At 66.4% G+C, this 18,511-nt stretch carries 18 protein-coding genes; 10 read left to right on the forward strand and 8 right to left on the reverse strand.

Annotated features, from left to right (window positions below; translation table 11 throughout):
• Nucleotides 1–285: 285 nt before the first annotated feature.
• The gene (locus DB30_RS01140; RefSeq protein WP_052546073.1) at nt 286–594 is read right to left on the reverse strand and encodes a hypothetical protein; all 309 of its coding nucleotides are present in this window, start codon (nt 592–594) and stop codon (nt 286–288) included.
• 539 nt (nt 595–1,133) lie between these two features.
• On the opposite strand from DB30_RS01140, the gene DB30_RS01145 reads away from it, so the two are divergent.
• From DB30_RS01145 to DB30_RS01170, 6 genes are read left to right on the forward strand one after another with little or no spacing between them, the layout of a single operon-like run.
• Nucleotides 1,134–2,516: a TIGR02270 family protein gene (locus DB30_RS01145; RefSeq protein ID WP_146657791.1), complete on the forward strand. Its 1,383-nt coding sequence runs from the start codon at nt 1,134–1,136 to the stop codon at nt 2,514–2,516.
• 53 nt (nt 2,517–2,569) lie between these two features.
• Nucleotides 2,570–3,520 (forward strand): DUF2169 family type VI secretion system accessory protein, encoded by a 951-nt coding sequence (locus DB30_RS01150; RefSeq protein WP_240480135.1) that lies wholly within the window; start codon nt 2,570–2,572, stop codon nt 3,518–3,520.
• Between the two features lie 7 nt (nt 3,521–3,527).
• Entirely contained in the window at nt 3,528–4,577 is a 1,050-nt protein-coding gene (locus DB30_RS01155; RefSeq protein ID WP_052546078.1) for a hypothetical protein, read from the forward strand.
• Between the two features lie 18 nt (nt 4,578–4,595).
• Entirely contained in the window at nt 4,596–5,552 is a 957-nt protein-coding gene (locus DB30_RS01160; RefSeq protein WP_146657792.1) for a PAAR-like domain-containing protein, read from the forward strand.
• A 4-nt stretch (nt 5,553–5,556) separates the two neighbouring features.
• Nucleotides 5,557–6,237, forward strand: a complete 681-nt coding sequence (locus DB30_RS01165; RefSeq protein WP_146657793.1) for a hypothetical protein — start codon at nt 5,557–5,559, stop codon at nt 6,235–6,237.
• A 36-nt stretch (nt 6,238–6,273) separates the two neighbouring features.
• Entirely contained in the window at nt 6,274–7,044 is a 771-nt protein-coding gene (locus tag DB30_RS01170) for a hypothetical protein (protein WP_146657794.1), read from the forward strand.
• 117 nt (nt 7,045–7,161) lie between these two features.
• Here the strand turns inward: DB30_RS01170 and DB30_RS01175 are convergent, their stop codons facing one another.
• A complete protein-coding gene (locus DB30_RS01175; RefSeq protein ID WP_052546082.1) occupies nt 7,162–8,424 on the reverse strand; it encodes a cytochrome P450 in 1,263 nt (420 codons plus the stop codon).
• A 177-nt stretch (nt 8,425–8,601) separates the two neighbouring features.
• On the opposite strand from DB30_RS01175, the gene DB30_RS42985 reads away from it, so the two are divergent.
• The 4 genes from DB30_RS42985 to DB30_RS01190 all read left to right on the forward strand — a co-directional run bounded on the left by DB30_RS42985 (nt 8,602) and on the right by DB30_RS01190 (nt 10,528).
• Entirely contained in the window at nt 8,602–8,829 is a 228-nt protein-coding gene (locus DB30_RS42985; protein ID WP_420870621.1) for a polyketide synthase dehydratase domain-containing protein, read from the forward strand.
• A 156-nt stretch (nt 8,830–8,985) separates the two neighbouring features.
• Nucleotides 8,986–9,213, forward strand: a complete 228-nt coding sequence (locus DB30_RS01180) for a hypothetical protein (RefSeq protein ID WP_052546083.1) — start codon at nt 8,986–8,988, stop codon at nt 9,211–9,213.
• Nucleotides 9,210–10,025: a hypothetical protein gene (locus tag DB30_RS01185; RefSeq protein WP_052546084.1), complete on the forward strand. Its 816-nt coding sequence runs from the start codon at nt 9,210–9,212 to the stop codon at nt 10,023–10,025. The genes DB30_RS01180 and DB30_RS01185 overlap by 4 nt, the downstream gene beginning before the upstream one ends.
• A gap of 2 nt (nt 10,026–10,027) precedes the next feature.
• Nucleotides 10,028–10,528, forward strand: a complete 501-nt coding sequence (locus DB30_RS01190; protein WP_052546085.1) for a thioesterase II family protein — start codon at nt 10,028–10,030, stop codon at nt 10,526–10,528.
• Between the two features lie 5 nt (nt 10,529–10,533).
• On the opposite strand, the gene DB30_RS01195 is transcribed toward DB30_RS01190, so the two are convergent.
• From DB30_RS01195 to fabD, 6 genes are all read right to left on the reverse strand, one after another.
• Nucleotides 10,534–11,607 carry an AI-2E family transporter gene (locus tag DB30_RS01195; protein ID WP_052546086.1) on the reverse strand — a complete coding sequence of 358 codons (1,074 nt, stop codon included), beginning with the start codon at nt 11,605–11,607 and terminating at the stop codon, nt 10,534–10,536.
• A 146-nt stretch (nt 11,608–11,753) separates the two neighbouring features.
• On the reverse strand, nt 11,754–11,936 hold the full coding sequence (locus tag DB30_RS01200; RefSeq protein ID WP_146657795.1) for a hypothetical protein: 183 nt from the start codon (nt 11,934–11,936) through the stop codon (nt 11,754–11,756).
• Between the two features lie 965 nt (nt 11,937–12,901).
• Nucleotides 12,902–13,924 carry a formylglycine-generating enzyme family protein gene (locus tag DB30_RS01205; RefSeq protein WP_165703580.1) on the reverse strand — a complete coding sequence of 341 codons (1,023 nt, stop codon included), beginning with the start codon at nt 13,922–13,924 and terminating at the stop codon, nt 12,902–12,904.
• Nucleotides 13,925–14,189: 265 nt separating this feature from the next.
• A complete protein-coding gene (locus DB30_RS01210) occupies nt 14,190–15,020 on the reverse strand; it encodes a hypothetical protein (protein ID WP_052546089.1) in 831 nt (276 codons plus the stop codon).
• A gap of 70 nt (nt 15,021–15,090) precedes the next feature.
• Nucleotides 15,091–16,557: a sulfotransferase family protein gene (locus DB30_RS01215; RefSeq protein ID WP_052546090.1), complete on the reverse strand. Its 1,467-nt coding sequence runs from the start codon at nt 16,555–16,557 to the stop codon at nt 15,091–15,093.
• The gene (gene fabD / locus DB30_RS01220) at nt 16,554–18,497 is read right to left on the reverse strand and encodes an ACP S-malonyltransferase (protein WP_052546091.1); all 1,944 of its coding nucleotides are present in this window, start codon (nt 18,495–18,497) and stop codon (nt 16,554–16,556) included. The genes DB30_RS01215 and fabD overlap by 4 nt, the downstream gene beginning before the upstream one ends.
• Nucleotides 18,498–18,511 lie beyond the last annotated feature (14 nt).

The following is an 18,511-nucleotide window of genomic DNA, read 5'->3' on the forward strand; positions in this document are numbered from 1 at the left end:
AAACAGAACGAGTGAAAGTGACGGGGCGCCGGCGTCATCACGGAAGGGTCACTTGCACCGAGCGCTTCGCAGAGTCTTCGGTGTCTCGCCGAGGCGAGCGAATTCATGGGGCCGAGCAGTCACCAGGGCTTCAACGACCGTCTTGGGATCTTGGGTGAGACAAACGAATTGAACGACATCTGGTGCGGTCACGAGTGCTCTGTCATTGCGGTGACCAAAAGATAGTAGCAATTCCGCATTTCGAGGACGCCGGTCGGCCGTTAGTCACGGAGCGATGCTGAAGCCCTAACAAGCGACACAGATCTTGCCCTCCTTGGGATCATTATCGAGCGCGCGCACGGTCACCAAACCACGCATGCTGTCTTCGCCGAACATGATCTGCTCGAGCAACCCGCTCTCGCCGACCTTGACCATCTCGCGGTCCACGTACAACTCGAGTTCGGCCATCCAGTACGGCAAGACCAGATCGTAGGGCGTCGCCGTTCGCACCTGATAGGTCTCTTTGGTCAAGTTGCTCGGATCGAAGGTCTGCTCGGCCTTGCCCTCGCCCCCGTACCCCGTCTTCTTCGGCTCGGCCGACCGAGCCGCGAGCAAATCCTCGACCGCGGCACCTCGAGTAGATCGCTAACCCGAAACCCGTGCCCCTCGTGGGCGCCATGGTGCTCGGCGTAGGCAACCGGCCCGACGATCCGGGCACGGACCACTGTCTTCTCGACGCTCAGCACCTTCGCCGAAATCAGCTCTTGCCGGGTCTGCGTGTAGTTGGCGACCGGCTCGTTCTCGCTCTCGACCGCGACCACGACTACGTCCTCTTGAGTCATCGCGTTATCGACCGCGTCGTCGGGCGGCTACGAATCCTGGGAACTGCTCGTTGAGCACCGCTTGGAGCTCGGGCGGCAGCTCGCCCGCGCTGAGGAGACGACCGTTAGGGTTCGAGTCTTTCGGCTCTGGCGTGGCAGCTGGACGCGGTGGCCCGCTCGGCACTGGTCCCGGCCGCGCGTCGGGTGAGCTCGACCGCATCCCGTTGTGTTTGTAACACGCACACTTCGGCCCCGGACCTGCCATGTTCAGCTTCCTGTGGAGCGGCGAGCCTGCGTAAGTGGTTGACAAGCTCCGCAGTAGCCCCGAAGATCGTGAACCCAAGCGCAGTCCTCGAGCTCAACTCAAACATCACCACCAAAATGCTGATCGCTGAAGAGAAGCTGTTGTGGGAGATCGAGCAGGAACACCTGCACGAGGCCGAGTTCTTGATCGAGGTCCACGAGGCGGCCCTCGACGCGCCTCAATACACACTCGAAGAGCTCAGCGTGGGCCCCGAACAGCGCCTGCTCGCGCACGTCGACGCCCTGGTGATTGCCGGGCCTGCTGCCGCACAGCGGGTGCTCCTGCCCACGATCGAGCGCGAGGGTGTTGCGTACGAGAAGGTCGTCGCTGCTGCGATGGCGATGCTCGCCGAGTCCGATCAAATCGCGTGTGCACGGGTGCTCGCCGTCGTCGATGATGCAGACGCAGATGAGGATCGCCGAAGAGGCGTTGTCCGAGCGCTGCAGCTCAGCGACCGCGTGGGGATTGACGATTGGCTCATCCGCGGCCTCGCTGACGCACCTGCACCCGGTGTGGCCGCTCGTCTGGAGACGCTCGCCGGTCGCCAGCATGTTCCTGGTCGGTGGCTTGCTACATATCTCACCAGCGACCATCTCCCAACCGCACGGGCGGCTGCCGCACTCGCGCGATTCGCCGCAGCCGAAGAGTCATTCACGGATTTAGACCGCCTGGCGCGATCCGAAGATCCAGCGCTTCGACGGATGACCCTCGAGACCGCCTTGATCCGCGGCGTGCCCGGTGCCTGGGAATCTGCGCTGTACTGGGCGTTCCATCCCGGCGAGTCCCCATTTCGCCGCGCGGCGCTGACGTGGGTTTCGATGCTCGGCGACGCCGACGTGCATGAGCGAGTCGCCGCTTTGGTGGACGACCCGCGCCACCGCGCGGAGGCGCTGTGGGCGTTGAGCTTTGGCGGACGAACCTCCGCTGTCGATCGCTGCATGAACCTGCTCGCCAACGAAGAATACGCACGCCTCGCTGGCGAAGTTGTATGTGCCATCGCCGGACTCCCCACGGACGAGGCTCGATTCTGGCGAGACGACCCTCCGGCCCCCGAAGGACTCCCCCCGCTCGAAGCCGACGACCCGACGGCTGATCTCGTCCCTCCGATCGAGGACAGCCTGCCGCTCCCCGACCCCGACCCGATCATCGCATGGTGGCAGGCGCGACGCGGGCATCTCGATCCCACGCTGCGCCATCTCGGCGGCCGCCCGCTCGGACGTGGTGAGCTGGTCGCCGCGTTGTGGCATGCACCGCTGCGTCGACGGCATGCGCTGGCGCTCGAGCTAGCGATCCGCAGCAGCACCAACATCCTCATCAACACCCGCGGCCTTTGTCGCGTCCAGTACAGGCAGCTGCGCAGCTTGTCCGCGCTCGGCCCCGTCGATTGCCAACGAGGCTTCCCGCTTCGGTGACACCTATGTGGTCCCTCGACAACCGCACCCCCTTTGCCGCCGAACGAACGTGGGTGCGTGATATCAGCGGGCATCACCACTGGATCGTCGCGGTCAAAGCCACGTACACGGTCAACACGCGGGGAGACTTGGTCTTGGCCGATGACCAGATCCCGCCGCTGCACGAACCCGAGTATTACGGCGAGCCGGGCGCCTCCAGTATCCGCTACGAAGCAGACCTCATCGCCGCAAAGCCCGGCACCGACGTGACCCTCAACGCAAACGCGCATACGCCAGGCGGCAAGCCTGCACGCGAGGTCGCCGTGGCGCTGCGGATCAACGGTCGTGCGAAGGTCCTCACGGTATTCGGCGAGCGCAGCTATGACGGCGTCGTACAGTTGGCCACCAGCGCCCCGGCCGAATTCACGTCGTGTCCGCTCCGCTACGAACTCGCGTATGGCGGCTCGGATACCACAGATTCAGACCCCAAGCGACATCGACTCGATCCCAAAAACCCGATCGGCCGAGGCGAGGCCAGCTCCTTGGCAGCCCTGCGGGGCAAGCCGGCCCACCGCATCGAATACCCAGGCGGGAGCCCAGCACGAAGCGGCCCCGCCGGTTTCGGTGCGCTGGCCAGCTATTGGTCGCCACGGCTCGAGCTCGCGGGGACCTACGGCCGACACTGGGAGCAAACCAAGCGCCCGCTGCTGCCCGACGACTATGACCCACGCTGCTTGTCATGTTCCCCCCAAGATCAGCGCCCGCCGGGGCAGTGGCTCATTGGCGGCGAGCGCATCGAATTGGTCAACATGACCCCAAGTGGCGCGATGTCGTTCGAGGTCCCTGGCCACGTATTCACATTCCGCAGTCTATTCGGACGCAGGTCGCGGGAGCATGTTGGGCAGATCGCCAGCGTGGTGGTCGACGCCGAGGACTCGCGGGTGATCGTGGTATGGCAATCCAGCCTCGCCGTCGAACCTGATGAGATCGACTATCTCGACAAGACCATCATCGAGGTCACGTGAGCCGCTCATGACGACAACAGCGCACGTTTGCGCGATCGGAGCCCGAACGCCGGTTGGTCTGTTGGCCGAGACCTCCGCCGCCGCCGTCCGGGCTGGCATCTCGCGTATCACCGAACACCCCGTGCTGCTCGATCGCCACGGCGAACCGGTCCACGGCTGCATCGACGCCCAGCTCGACCCCGCGCTCAATGGCACGCAGCGGCTGCTCGCGCTCAGCCGCTCCGCGCTCACGGAGGTGTTCGACAAGCTCAGCGCGAACACGCAGATCAACGGTTCCGTGGCCGTGTTGCTGGCGCTGCCAGAGCCGCGACCTGGCTGGACCACTGACGATAGCCACGCGGTGGCACATGGCCTCGCCACCACACAAGCGCCGGGCGTAGCAGCGCCTCACGTACAGGTGGTCGGCCAAGGCCACGCGGGCGCCCTGCATGCGCTCGGGCTCGCCACGCAACAGATCGAAGCCGGCGCGCTCGAGCTTTGCATCGTGGGTGGCGTCGACAGCTACTTCGATGGCCCTGTGCTCAACTGGCTCGACAAGCGCAGGCTGCTCGCCGGCAACTCGCGGGCGGGCTTCATTCCTGGTGAAGCGGCCGCGTTCACCGCTGTCGGCAGCGCCATGGCCCTGCGCGCGCTCGGGCTCCCCTCACTCGCCACGGTGCGAGGCTGGCATTCGACGATGGCAGCCGATCGTTCCAACGTCACCCCGCCCACTCCTGGCACCGCCCTCGCCGACGCGATCAACACCGCGACTCGCGGTCTACAGACACCCCACGAGCGGATCAACGATGTATTGTGCGACATCAACGGTGAGCGCTATCGCAGCGAGGAGTGGGCGTTCACGATGTTGCACACCCACGCCCGGCTCGTCGACGGGACCCGCTACATCGCGCCGACCAGCGCGTGGGGGGACACCGGCGCCGCGACGGGCTCCTTGCTGTCGATCCTCGCTGTGCGGGCGTGGGCCCGAGGCTACGCGAGCGGGCCGCTAGCGATGGCCTGGGCCGGATCACTCGGCGGCCTGCGAAGCGCGCTCGTCTTGCAGGCACCATCTAGCTAAACTGGAGCGCACGAACCCATGTCCAGCGTCAGCGTTAATTCTCCCAAGACCCCCGTGACCGCGGGCAGCAACGGCATCGCGGCCGCGACCCTCCCCAACGTCTGCAAGATGCCGGGTCCGCCGGCGCCCTTCGTGCCCACGCCACTGCCCAATATTGCCAAGAGCGGGACGAAGCCAAAGGGCTTCACCAAAGACGTGAAGATCGAGGGCAAGACGATCGCGGTCAAGGGTGCGAGCTTCGGATCCCAAGGCGACGCGGCGTCCAAGGGTACCGGCGGGGGTGTGGTCTCGGCCAACACAGATGGGCCGGCGAAATTTGTTGGCCCGGGTTCGCTGGATGTCAAGGCGGAGGGCAAGAGCATCCAATTGTTGAGTGATCCCATGGTTAACAATTGTGGGCCGAGCGGCAGTCCGCCAAACGCAGCTACGGTCGCAGGTATCATGCAACTCGCACAAGCGATGATGTATCCCGAGCAGGCCGGTAATACTACAACGGAGTGTACCAGCTCATTCAACCACACCTGGGTTCACCGCGAGGCCTGCGGGAAAAAGCGGATGAGCCAGAAGATCGACGAAGCAGCGTCGCACCCACTCGAGGGCATACGATTCGAGGCGGCTGCCGCCGCGCACAACAAGGCGACCGGCGACCTCACACGGAGCGGACAGTTGAGCCAAGAGCCTCACGAGGAAAAGGTGTTTTGGGTGTGTTCAGAGTGCGGCATCGAGCGAGAGGGGGACCAACTCCACGACGACCCCAACGGAGGCCCTCCGCACATGGTCGAGGTCAAGTTCAAGTCAGAGCTGAGCACGCGGGACGCGAAACAACTCGGGCGCAACATTCAGGCTGTCAAACAAGGCAACGCAAGCGGCCTGGTCTACAAAGTTCCGGCCAGCGGAGGCGGAGACTTCCTCTGCAACCAAATCAAACGACTCGGGGAGGTCGCTGGCCAAGCGATCCGCGTCGTGAGGATCTGAAATTATGAGTGTTTCATTCGAAGCAAGGTTTTCGACCACTCGCCTCGGACTGGCTGACATCATCACGCAACTCGATGAGGTCATCTCCGAATGTAGGATGACCTTCACTGGTTCGATAATTCAGCTCTATCCCCACAACGGCTGGCCGACGGTCGAGGGCTTCGATTTTTCCTTCGTCAACTCTCTGGCTGATGCCACGCTGGCTGCGACTGACTGGTGGGGCATCGGGATCGAATGCGTATCACAAGTCCTGATCGAAGGACTTGGACGCACCGACGCAGCCGAGGTCTATTTCAACGTGTTCACTGGGCCAGATGGCCAGTGGACGATCAGCTATAACGAATTGTTCAGGGCGTTCAACCTCCGATTGCAGCTTGCTGAAGCAGCGCAAAACTTGACATCGATGCAACTTCGCCTGTGTGAAGCCGGCGGGTTCGGCATCTCGATCTACGATGAGGAGAACCACAGCCGCGCCCCTGTGCCGACGCTTCGCAACGCCGAGGTCGCGGTCAAGCGAATCGCAAACGATCCAAAACGAGGTTACCTGTCTGTGGTTGTATCTTCCAAGTTGATGAGCTACGAACGAGCTTGCAGCCTCGCCGGCCCTCGTGCCGAAGAAGTAAAGCTCTCGATCGCAGGCTACGTGCTGTTCCCCTTTTTCGCGCCAACCGTCGGTCGCGGCTAGTCCGCCTGCACAGTGAGCAACTGTTTTGGAAAAGCGATGTCCGACTATCTGAAAACTGCATTGGTCACCGCCAGCGTCCCCATGAACGACGGTTGCACCATGCTGGCTGACGCCATCGATCTGCTCACTGAGCGGTACGAGTTCGGCTTTCGGGGCTACGGTGGCGCGGCGCGACTCTGCTTTGATGGCGACAAACTCGTTGACGAGTTGCGCCTCGATGTAGTTCAAACAATCGATAACCTTGGGCGAGCGACCCTCGAACAGCTCGTGGATCAACACCGCTGGTTGAGCGTGACGGGGAGCTTTCGGTTCGAGGGAGCCCTGCGCCTGTTCGACATCAACCTCGCGCTCTACCCCACCTTCGACCCCGAACGGCCCGTCTGCCTGATTAGCCATCTGGATGCTTCTCTCTACAAAGACCTGTCGAATGATGACGACAGCCTCAACCACGAGGCGGCTGATCGAATGCGGAGCTTGGGCATTTTACTGGGTGCACACGAACTCACGGATGGGTTCAATGCGCAAAACTTCGAGTCGTTTCACGAGGTGATCACCTTCGATGGGGCCGCTCTGAAGGAGGCGCTCCTGCATCCTGCCTCGGTCCGCGCGGCCTACAAGGGGGGTGTCATCACGCCAGGCACTATCTGTGGCATCAAGAAGGCGATGCTGACGCTGAACCAACTGCGCCCGATCTGGGGCCCAGCGGAATATTTCGAGACGATCACAGGGCACTCGATACTCAGCGATATGATAGACGACGAAGACGACGACGACGACGACGACGACGACGACGACGCGACCTCGTAGTCCCGGGCCCCATCTCGGTGCATGAGATCGATGAGTCCGATCAGCGGAATTCTCGCTTCGTGTTCGTTGATGACTGCGGGCAACATATTGCTGAAGTGCCCAGCCCGCAAGGTCCCGCTAGCGCGCGCTCGCCCGCACCTCGACCGCACGAGTCGGTCGAGTCGTCAACACCGACGTCAACCCAGGAGCCGGCCCAAGCACCTCAAACCGCAGCTCCCGAGCCCAGCAAGCAAGCGCAAGCGACATCTCAATCAACGCAAACCGCATCCCAATACAAAGATGCGGCCCCGCCCCAAACGGAAACCACGCAAACCGCACCCGCTCACGCTCCCCCAACCAGCGCTCCGGCCGGAACTCGAGCGCATCGTCCCCCCACCAGCGAACCGAGCGCTGAATCACCCACGCCGAGGCGATCACATTCGTGCCCGCCTCAACCCGATATCCTCCGATCTCGGTCGGCTCGGTCGCCTCGCGGGCGACGCCCCAGATCGGCGGTATCAGCCGCAGCGACTCGTGCACCACCGCCTCCAAGAACGGCAGGTTGGCGAGATCGTCAACGGTTGGCGGGCGCTCGCCAAGCACGGCGTCGAGCTCGTTGGCGAGGCGCTCGCCGACGTCGCGGTGGCGCATGAGCAGGTCGAGGGCCATTGTGAGGCCCATGGCGGTGGTCTCTTGGGCGGCGAGGATCAAGGTGGTGATGTCTTCGCGCAGCTGCTGGTCACCCAGTTGACCTTGGCTGTCCCAGCCGCGGACCAGCTCCGAGAGCAGGTCGTCGCGGGGGTGGGCGCGGGCCTCGGTGGCGAGATTGGCGATGATGCGATCAAAGTCCGCGAGCAGTCGGAGCTGGCGTTTGCGGCGAGGGGTCGTGACCCGGCGGTAGGGCTGGCCGTCGAACAGCAGGGTGAGCAGCATGAATTCGCGGGATGAGAAGTCGTCCCAGAACACCTCGAAGCCGCGGCGAAGCTGCTCGCGGGCGGGGCCGAGCGGGGCGGCGGTCAAGACGTCGATGAGCACGTCGAACATGAAGTCGAGCATCTGGGCGTGCAGATCGAAGCGAGGACCGGTGGCCCAGCGCTGGGCGTAGGCCCGGGCCTGGGCAACGATGACGCTGGAGTAGCGAGACACGCCGCCCTTGCGCAGGGCCGGCGCGAGGAGCCGCCGACGAGCGGCCCACGGCTGGCCCGACAAGGTCACGATGCTGTCCCCGATCACGCACGACATGCCGCGGGTCAGTCCCGGCTTGCGATAGCTCGAGGCCCGCCGGACCAAGAGCTCGTGGACGAGGGCCGGATCGAACAACAGGTAGCCGGACGTGCCGAGCATCTGCATCTGGACGATGTCGCCGTGCTGCTCGGCCCAGCGGGTGGACGCGCGGCGCAATCACGATGCGAACGGGCGCCGTCAAATGACGTCATCGCCGCTCCAACACGATGAACCAGGCGATCGACGAGCGCGTGGGCGTGGTGACGATCACCCACGCGTGGCGCCAGCTCGCGGCGAGGGTCCGCATCCGGGCGCGGTGATCCACGAGACGTCTGGCCCCAGCTAGTCGCGGCGCTGCGCCAGCGCTGCACCGACACCCTCGACTGCGGCGCCTTCTATGCGCAGTGCGTCCGAACCGGCGAGCACGAACTTGGGCCAAGCTTTCAGACCATCACCACGATCCACCAACGCGACAGCGAGGCCCTCGCCGAGCCGCGTTCGCGCCCGCCGATGCCGATGACGACCTCGACCCAACCCTTGCCCACGCGATCGCCCTGTCCGAGGTCCACGGGCAGATCCTAATGCCGGCGATCCCCGACTACGCGTCGCGCTCGGCCCGCTCGAGCAAACCTTCTTGGGTCAGGGGATCGATCGGGTGATTGATTACGCCGCCGCGTCGACCCGCGCCCGCTGGGCACATGCCACCGCGTCGGCGCGGACCCGCGCCGCTACGCCCTGTTGGGGATCGGCGAGCCCACGCCGCTGCGTGGGGCCTTCGCCAGCTTCGAGATGAAGATCGTGCTGTCCGAGCTGCTCAACCACGCGTCGTTGCGCGTCGAGCCTGGCTATCAGCCCGCGGTCGCCCGCCGGGCCATCACCTTGTGCGCCAAGGGGGGCGTGCCCGTGCAGCTCGTCGCCCCCGTCGCTGCCCCCGATCGTCCGCTCGCTCCAGAGGCCACACCATGACCACGCTGCTGCCCCGCCTGCACCTGTTCGAGTTTCACGATCAAGCCTGGTGCCCCGCGCCGCTGCGCGAAGCCCTGACCGACTGCGTCAACGCGGCGTGGAGCTTCACGGGGTTCTGGCGCAACGCGGTCCCCCACATCGAGGACCTGCTCGATCGCACTGGCGAGCGGACGATCCTGGATCTGTGCTCGGGCTCGGGTGGCCCGGTCCCGCGGATCGTCCACGCCGTCGCGCAGCAGATGCCCGAGCTGCGCGCCGAGCTCAGCGATCGCTTTCCCAAGCCCGGCAGCCTCGACGCGCTGGGCCCCGAGCTGCGGGCCCGCGTCCGCTACCGCGAGCAGCCCGTCGACGCGCTCGCGGTGCCGGCCGAGCTCGCGGGTCTGCGGACCGTGTTTGGTGCCTTTCACCACTTTCGTCCGGCCCAGGCGGTTGCGATGTTGCGCAGCGCCAGCGGCAGCGCGCGCGCGCTCGCGGTGTTCGAGTTTCAGCGCCGGGCGATGTTGCGGAGCCTGGTCCCGCCGATGGGCTTGGTCGGCCTCTCGCCGCTCCTTGCTCACTGGACCGCGCCGCGTCGCTGGTGGCGCCCGGTGTTGACCGCGATTCCAGTGATCCCCGCGATGTGGGCGTGGGACAGCTTTGCGACGATCATGCGGACCTACACCCCCGCCGAGCTCGTCGAGCTCGCCGAGCAAGCGCGCGCGCCTGGCTACCGCTGGGAGGTTCGCGAGGCCCGATCCGATGGACCCGAGCGCATCACCTGCCTCGCCGGGTTTCCAGATCCCCGCGGCGGCGTGGAGCTGATCGAGTACTGAGCATGAACACGTCATCCTGGCTACCGGATCCTGGCTTCGAGGGCTTGGCGACCCGCTCGCGGCTGATCTGCTGCGCCCACGCGGGCGGGGGCCCAGCCGCGTTCGCCGACTGGGCCACGGCCCTGCCGCGATCCGTGAGTCTGTGCCCCCTGCGTCGACCCGGCTGTGACCCGCCACAACAGGCGCCACAACAGCCGCCACAACGGGCCGACGTCCACATCCTCGCCCACCAGGCCGTCGAAGCGCTGTGCACCCTGGCCACGCGACCGTCGATCTTGTTTGGTCACAGTCTGGGCGCCGTGATCGCCTTCGAGATCGCACGACTGCTCGACGCGCGTGGCCTGCCGCCGCGCTTGCTGATCGACGCGGCCAAGCTCGACGGGTGGCAGGAGCTGACGTGCGCGGGCGTACAGCGCATGGAATTTGATGGGGGCCACTTCTTTCCGTTCGAGCGCGCGTCGGGGTTTCTCGCGTGGCTGGGGCAGCGGTTGCAGCGAGCTTGACTCGATCATGGGGCTGTCTCAACGCCAGTCTTCAGGTCACGCCGGGCGAACCGGATCATCGCAAGAAAGAACGCGAGCGCCAGCGGCCCGATGATCAACCCAATGCCACCGAACATCAGCAATCCACCAACGAGCGCGAAGAAGATCGCCACTCCGTTGAGGTGCATGCCGTCGCGGATCAGCCATGGGTGGACCAGATTGTCGATCAGCCCGATCGCCACCAGCGACCAGATCGCCAGGAAGATCGGCTGCCACACCGAGCCCGACAAGATCAGCAAGCCGACCATGGGGAAGGTCACCAGCGCGGTGCCAACCGACGGGATGAACGCCGTGAAGAACGTGAGCACGCCGAAAAACATTGGGTTGGGCACCGACGCGATCGCAAACCCGAGCATGGCCACGAGACCCTGGAGCAGCGCGGTCACGAAGCTCGAACGGAGCGCGAAGCCAGACACCCGCCGCGACTCGGTCAGCAACTCACCGGTCTCGGGCAGCGGCGAGATTTGCTCGAGCCACCTCACCAGCCGCTTTCCGTGCAGCAGCAGCGTGTGCAGGGCGATCAGCGTCAGGACCAGATCGAAGGTGAGGCTGCTGGCCTGCGAGAGCACCGAGCCGAGCACGTTGGCGGCGACCTTCCCGCTCGCCATCGCATGATCCCCAAGGTCGGCTCCCTGCGGTATCAGCACGAACACCTCGCGGATCGGCTGCTCCATCCAGTCGGGCAGCCGCGCGAACAACCCATCGGCGAGCCCCGACACGCCACCTTGCTCGAGGGTCGCGCGCAGAAACATGTAGGCATCGATCGCCTCGCCCGCGATCACCACGCCGATGATCGTGAGCGGGATCATCAGCATGATGACGACCAAGAGCGTGGTGATCGTTGTCGCGAGCTTGCGTCGGTCACCGAGCTTGCGCGCCAGCCATTCGTTGGCGGGCGACAGCGCGGCGGCCAGGACCGCAGCCAGAAACAAGGGCTTCCAGATCGGCCAGATCACAGCCGCGAGCAGGAGCGCCGAGGCACCCAGGAACAACCCGAAGGTGACGCGCGCGGCTCGAGTGCGCGGGATCGTGGAGGACATGCGCGCAGGCTAGCGCTCGCGGGTGCGGAGGCCCGCCGCATCGCCTGCGCCGGACTGCCGAGTTGCCCGAGTTGCCCGAGTTGCCTGGAACTCCCTGCCACGCACCAAGCTGACCGGGCTCGGCGCCGAGCCAGCAGCTCATGGACTCAGCCGAGCTCTCGGCGGCGACGACGAAGCACCAGCTCGACGATTGCGCTGAATCCCAGGCTCAGCACCCCTGCCACCGCGCCAGCGGTCAGCGGTGACAGGTCCAGGTACGCCACGACGACGACAAGGGCCACATTCCAAAGTACCACGAGCTCATGGATGCCGGCGTCTCGCCTCTGCAAGGGAAACAGCCTCGAGCGACCTGACTCGGCCGGGGACAGGTCCTGGGACTCTCGACCGGCTGTCACTCGCAATACCCCTCGAGTAGATCCGTCCCGACGGCCGTTGCGACGGCACCCGCGACACCGCACACGGGACAACCTACGGCTGTCCCACAGCACGCCGCGACGTTCGCCGCCACCAACCCCACATATATGTATTTGCCGGCACGCAGGACACCCTTGCCGAAGTCGCTGCACTTGAAGGCCTGAGACTCACCGGCGAACGCGTCCAGCAGTTCGTGACCAGCTTCGTCTGAGAGTTCAACCAGGGCCGCTCGAGCCAGCGCGTCGGCTCCCGGGGGCCGATGATGACCAGTTTGAGAGGCCGGTGGCATCGTCGTAGCTCGCGTGTACGAGGGCCTCGCCTTCTACATATATGTATGCGTTCGCACGATCTGCGTCGTCGGCAACCAGGAAGACTTCGGCCATTTGACCGTTCGGCAGCGTGTATGTCACCGATGCCCACCGTGTGCGGTGGCCAGCCTGTGTGACGTACTCGTCGACGACCGCTTGCGGTGGCGGCCGGTAGGTTGGTGAAGCGGAGAGCACGTGTGAAAACACTGCGTGGGTGAACTTGGAGAAAAGCTACTGAAAGTTGGGGTCGCGGCAACGCGCAGGGTCTTCGCCCTTGCGTCTCTCAGGTCCGCAAGTTTTCCCGTTCAAACACCAACTCATCCACCACGTCGATGATGAGTCGGAGCCAGTGTCGGAGGTGGACGCGACGACGGTGGTGTCGTCGGCACAGGCGATCGTCAGCGAAGCGAGCAGGGTGGCCGTCGCCACCCGTGAGCCAAGGTAGTGGGTATGCATTCCGGGATTTGAGCCGATTTCAGATCCCGGCGTACGACGAAAATCGACCGGCCGCCCCACGCCTGGGTCAGACGGGGGCGGCGCGCGTCAGCGCTTCGTCGTTCAGACCTCGGCGGTCAGTTCGTCGCGCAGCAGCGGAAGCCGGTGCTCGAGTTCCGCGTGTTGCGAGGCCGCTTCGAGTCGATCGCACACCGCAGGTCACTCGGGACCGAGAAGTACGAGCCCCCGCGGCGACGGCAGTCCTGGTCGGCGTCATCGACGTTCTGCATGGTCCCGCACGCGCTGGTCCACTCCCACACGTTGCCGCTCATGTCGAACAGGCCCGGCGCCCCGCCTTCGCAGGTGTCGATCGTCCCGACCGGCGCGAGCTCACCCAGCCCGAACTCCATCCCGTTGCAGGCCATCGCCTGATAGGCATCCGCGTAGGGATAGGTCATCGCGCCGTCCATCGAGCAGGCCCGGTACCACTCGTTGGTGTTCGCGTTGTTGACGTCAGCCAGCCCGGCAGCTTGGCCGCCGACGAGACCGCAAAGGTGCTCGCCGGACCAGTCACAGTAGGCCCAGGCGTCGCACCAGTCCACGCCGCCAACCGGCAAGTTTGGATCGCCGTTGCCTTGGCCCACCCAGGAGTCCGGAACGAAGCTGTCCTTCCACGAGCACGTTGGGGGCAGCACCTCCAGCCCGACGTTCGCGTCGAGGAACGCGGCGTACTCCATGACCGAGGTCTCGGTCGCGCGGATCGAGAAGTCGCCGAGGTTGATCAGGCCGTCGCCGTCGCCGTCGCCGTCGCCGTCGCCGTCGCCATCGCCGTCCCCATCACCGTCCCCGTCGCCGTCGCCATCCCCGTCTCCGTCGCCGTCGCCATCGCCATCGCCGTCGCCGTCGCCGTCGCCGGTTGTGTCGCCGTCGCCATCGCCGTCACCATCGCCGGGATCGCCGTCGCCGTCGCCGTCGCCGTCGCCGTCGCCGGTGGTCGTCGTGCCAACGGTGTCGTCGGTCTCCCCGGTGTCGAAGGTATCGAAGGTCTCCGCGGAGGTGTCATCGGTGGCCTCGGACGAGGCCTCGATGACGCCCCGATCGGCGCAGCCAAGGGGCAGGGTGAGAAGGCAGGTGAAGGTCAGGTAGCGCAGTGATCGCATGCTCGAGTGCTCCGCAGCGGCCATCGAGTCGAGGCCGGGGCCGCCAGTATGCGTCGAACCACCTCGCCAACGCACGAAAGTCGCGGATCGAGAGTTGCCAACTGTCCGCCACTTGCGCCCCACCTGCGGGCGTGAGGGGCATGTTTGCGCAGTGGCGATCGAATTCGAGCGGCTGCGCGAGCGCGGGCGCACAGCAGTTCGAGCAGACCGCGAGCGCCGCGTGGAAACGGCAGGAGCGGCTCCAGATGTGCCCGGCGGCGTGAGTTCAAACTGGTGACCGCTCGCGTGGATCCTCATCTCGAGCACGCTCGAACAACGCGTGGCCCCGAGCTTCCCAGGCAGCGCGCAGGACCGAGTGGACTTCGAACCGTGCCAGCTGTTTGTCCAGCCAGGAAGTAGACGCCCCCGCCCGTCCCGCGCATAGCCACAGCGCGCGATGGGAGAGCCAGTCATTTGAGCACATCGCCAGCTCTCGTAGCTCGGACAGAGGGAGCTCGTCTGCGAGCAAATATGCAAGCGTCGGTGTTGTGGCAGGGTGCGTCTGGATCGTCTCGGCGAGGTGCGTGCGGAGCAGCGGCAGCATCGGCCGTGGCGCACTCGGCCATACCCCCATGAGCTTGACCTGCGCCCATGCTTGACCCGCCCAGGCGGTGCCGATGATCGCGGGCAGCTGATCCTCGAGGGCAGCGCGGAAGGAGGCGTCGTGCCGGGCGAGCCTGGCGAGGTGTTCGGCCGCGTGCGGCATCCACCGAACCCCCTTCACCCAACGGGTCTGATCGAGCAGCTCGGGGTGGCGCTTGAGCCGGGTCACGACGAAGCTGACGTCTCGCACGCTCGCCGCCCATGGTGCGTCCAGTATCTCGTCGCATATCTTCAGGAAGGCGTTGGCTTGGTCAGGGGCCAGCTCAGCCTCTCCGTACACCTCACCCGACGCCACCTCCAAGCGCGCGTTCGTGAAGACCTGCATCGCCGAAGCGCCCACGCGGGTCTTTGTCGACGAGAGCCGCAGGCCAAGCCCACTCAGTGCTTCCTCGAGCACCTGCAAGCCTTTGCGAACGGTTTCGAGGTCGCGGCCATGGATCGCGTAGTCATCCACCCATCGCGCTCGCGCCCACTCGAGACCGGGGACGCGCAGCGCTCGGCCGCCGCCGCTGCTTCCCCGCGACTCAGCCGCCGCGACACCAGGCGACGTAGGCCGCGAGCCGACCCTCGAGCGCGGCCTCGTCGATGCCCAGCTCGGCCAGCGAGCGGTTGATCGAGTAGTGCTTACGCTCGCGCGGCGGGTGCTCGCGCGGGACGAAGTCCGGCAGCGTCGGGCTGTCGAGGCACTCGCGGTAGACCCTGGTCATCGCGCCCTCGAGATCGCGCACGTACGCGTCGAAGCGCAGCACGCAGCGGTGCGGACCGCCGGGCCGGGTGAACCACTCGTGCTCGTGCTCGCAGTAGCTCAGCTCCGACGCCAGCGCGCCCTCGGCCACCCACGGCCAGGGCACGTGCCCGAGCACCGTGTCGACCGCGTTGACGTGCAGGAAGTTGATCGCGCTTTGCAATCGCGGGCCGGGCTCGCGGATCATCGCCAGGAACCGCGCGTCCGGGTAGCGCCCCGCGAGCGCATCGGCGGCGGCGAGGAAGTGGCCCTTGACGAAGAACCGGCGCGGTTGGCCGTCGGGTCCAAGCCCCGCATGGATCAGGGTCTTGCGCGCGACGGTGTCGAAGAACTCGACGAACTCGCGCTCCCATAGCTCGCGGTTGTCATTGTGGAGCGCGCCGGGCCCAAACTCGTGGGCGAGCAGCTCGGGCCCAAGGTACAGCGCGAGGTGGTTGAAGTGGGCGAGGTACACCGCGCCCTCGAAGGTGTCGGTACGAAACGGATCGCCCTCGTGCCGCTCGAGGAACTCGGGCGGGATCCGGGTCAGGATCTTCGTCCGCACCTGGTCCTCGCTGATCAACCGGCCGAGCGTGCGCGGGACCAGCCGCCACAGCCACAGATACGGGAACAGGGCCTGAACCAAGCTCGGCGCGGCGAGCTGGGCATCCTCCTCGAGGTAGCGGGCGAGCTGGGTGCTGCCGCTGCGGGCCGCGCTGAGCTCGATCAGCGGCGCGACCACGGGCGTCGCCCGCAGCTGTTCAGCGTAGAGCAGCTCGTCGAGGAACCACGCCAGGGCCCAGACCGGCGTGAACGCGAGCGTGCGCATGACCGTGAGGCTCAGCCACACCCGCGTGCCGAGCCCGAGCCCGGGCGCCGGCGGATGCGAGGTCCAGATCAGCCGCAGGTAGCGACCGGCCCGAGCGAAGCGCGGCACGTTTGGAGGCCGTCCCCACGCCCACGCCGCGAGGGCGTAGATCGGCCACAACCAGGCCGTGAGCGCGACCAGCAGCGCCAGCGCGAGGGTCCGCGCGAGGATCTTCAGGGCCATCACCGGCGCCGACGGGGGCGGACGGTGCAGCTCGCCGGGGAGCTCGCCTGCGATCGCGCGACCGTCGAACAGCGGAGTCTTGGCCTTGGCTTGCTCGCCGACGGCAGCTTCGCCCTCGTCTGCGAGGCCATCGACCGCGACCTCGCTCGTCTCGTCGGTCGTCACGTCGCGCTCGAGCTCGGGCGACGGCTTGGGGGGCAAGGGTGAAACTTTCATGTGTGCTCCAGTGCGTGAGTGGTGCGAAGGGTGGGGGCGAAGGTCGTGGACGAGGCATGTCGGCCGGCGCTCACTGGGCTCCGACCGAGGGTGTGTTCATTGAGCTTGGTCAAGACCGTCCCGTGTCCAACCTCCTCGAAGCGCTCGACGCCGCGCTCGACGAGGCCGGTGATCGTCTCGGTCCAGCGAACCGGCCGCGCGATCTGTTCGACCAACAGCCGTCCGATCTCGCTGTCGGGATGAGGTCGGGCGAGGACGTTGGAGATCACCGGGATCCGCGGTCGGAACAGCTCGAGCTCGGCCACGTGCGCGGCGAAGCGCTCGGCCGCCGGCCGCATCCAACGCGAGTGAAACGCACCGCTGACCGGGAGGATGACGTAGGCGTGGCAGCCCTCGCGCTCAAACCGGGCCTGAGCCGTTCGCACGGCCGCGCGTGGACCCGAGACGACGACTTGGGTCGGTGCGTTGAGGTTGGCGATGTCGAGCTCGAGCCCGTGACGATCAATGAGGCCGCGAACCTCAAGCTCGCTCATTCCGAGCACCGCAGCCATCGCGCCACCCTCGGCGCGGGCCATCAGCGCGCCGCGTTGGCGGACCAGGCGTAGGCCGGTCGAAAAGTCGAACACGCCCGCGGCGTGCAGGGCGTTGTACTCACCGAGGCTGTGGCCGGCGAGGAAGTCGGGCTCGGGCTCGCCATCGTCGATCCGCGCCCGGTGAGCGAGGGCGTTGACGACGTAGAGCGCCGGTTGAGTGAACGCGGTGTTGCGCAATCGGCCCTCGCGGTCATGCAGGCAAAGATCGACGACGCTCCACCCCAGGATCTCGTCGGCGAGCGCCGTCAGGGCTCCGAAGCGCTCGAACAGCTCGCGGCCCATGCCCCGCTGCTGGGCGCCTTGTCCCGGAAACAGCCAGGCCGTGCACGGCCTGCGTCGTGCGGGGCGCGTCCGACTGATCGCTACAGCTCCGAAGGTCTGCGTGACATCGTGGAGCCTGCGCAGCTCTCCCCCGAATGGCGTCATGACTCGCGCGACCCTGGGCGTGGGCGCCCCTGACTCCTCGCTCCAACCACGGGCGGCGAGGTGGCGCTCGACGAGGTTGGCCATCGTGCCGCTGGGTCCGACGTCGATGAAGTTCAGGGCGCCCTCGTCGACGGCTGACGGTTCGGAGCGAAGGCTGTCGACGACGCGGCCGAGGCGTATCGGCGCGCGCAGGGCCTGCCAGAAGTGCGCATGATCGGCGAGCCGCACCGGGCCCGGCTGCGCGCAGGACAACATGGGGATCCTCGGCGGACGCGGGCGTTCACCGTCGAACAGGCGCGCGACCGCGGATCGGGCCCCGTCGATGCCGGCCGAGTGGGCAGCGTAGGCGACGGGCAGCCGGGCGTAGGCGATCGAGCACGACTTCAGACGCTGGGTCACGACGGCCATCCCCCCCGCGGTCCCGGCGATCACGAAGTGCTCGTTGGTGTCGGCGAACACCAGCTCGGCGTTGGCCTGCAGCGTCGGGTCTCGATGAAAGCGATCCGCAGGCGCGAGCACGGCGACGACCTCGCCGGGCTCGCCGTGGCGCTCGAAGCAGGCCGCGTGCTCGATCACGAGGCGCAGGGCCTGGGCCACGCTCAGGGCACCGGCGACGACTGCAGCTGCGAACTCGCCGAGGCTGGCCCCACACACGAGATCCGGCTTGACGCCGCGCTCGATCAGCGTAAACGCGAGGGCGCACTCGCTCATCACGATCGCGGCGCTGCTGGGCTTCGGCGCCAGGAAGTCCTCTGACTTGCGCCGGCTTGGATCGTGAACGTGGGCGAGCACCGAGCCGTCGAGGAGCGGCCGCGCGATCTCGTCGAGCGCGAGCAGCCAACCCCGGTACGCGGGATCTGCATCGAGCAGGGACCGGCCCATGTGAAAGTACTGGGAGCCCTGTCCGGAAAACAGGAACACGTTACGCCCCCGGT

It is taken from the genome of Enhygromyxa salina, assembly GCF_000737335.2.
GTDB classification, from domain to species: Bacteria; Myxococcota_A; Polyangia; order Nannocystales; family Nannocystaceae; genus Plesiocystis; species Plesiocystis salina_C.

What these genes read in the sequence shown, in the direction of transcription:
- DB30_RS01205 (WP_165703580.1), bottom strand. Translation starts at nt 13,924, where the DNA reads ATGCGATCACTGCGCTACCTGACCTTCACCTGCCTTCTCACCCTGCCC.
- DB30_RS01155 (WP_052546078.1), top strand. Translation starts at nt 3,528, where the DNA reads ATGACGACAACAGCGCACGTTTGCGCGATCGGAGCCCGAACGCCGGTT.
- DB30_RS01190 (WP_052546085.1), top strand. Translation starts at nt 10,028, where the DNA reads ATGAACACGTCATCCTGGCTACCGGATCCTGGCTTCGAGGGCTTGGCG.
- DB30_RS01160 (WP_146657792.1), top strand. Translation starts at nt 4,596, where the DNA reads ATGTCCAGCGTCAGCGTTAATTCTCCCAAGACCCCCGTGACCGCGGGC.
- DB30_RS01195 (WP_052546086.1), bottom strand. Translation starts at nt 11,607, where the DNA reads ATGTCCTCCACGATCCCGCGCACTCGAGCCGCGCGCGTCACCTTCGGG.
- DB30_RS01165 (WP_146657793.1), top strand. Translation starts at nt 5,557, where the DNA reads ATGAGTGTTTCATTCGAAGCAAGGTTTTCGACCACTCGCCTCGGACTG.
- DB30_RS01215 (WP_052546090.1), bottom strand. Translation starts at nt 16,557, where the DNA reads ATGAAAGTTTCACCCTTGCCCCCCAAGCCGTCGCCCGAGCTCGAGCGC.
- DB30_RS01185 (WP_052546084.1), top strand. Translation starts at nt 9,210, where the DNA reads ATGACCACGCTGCTGCCCCGCCTGCACCTGTTCGAGTTTCACGATCAA.
- DB30_RS01170 (WP_146657794.1), top strand. Translation starts at nt 6,274, where the DNA reads ATGTCCGACTATCTGAAAACTGCATTGGTCACCGCCAGCGTCCCCATG.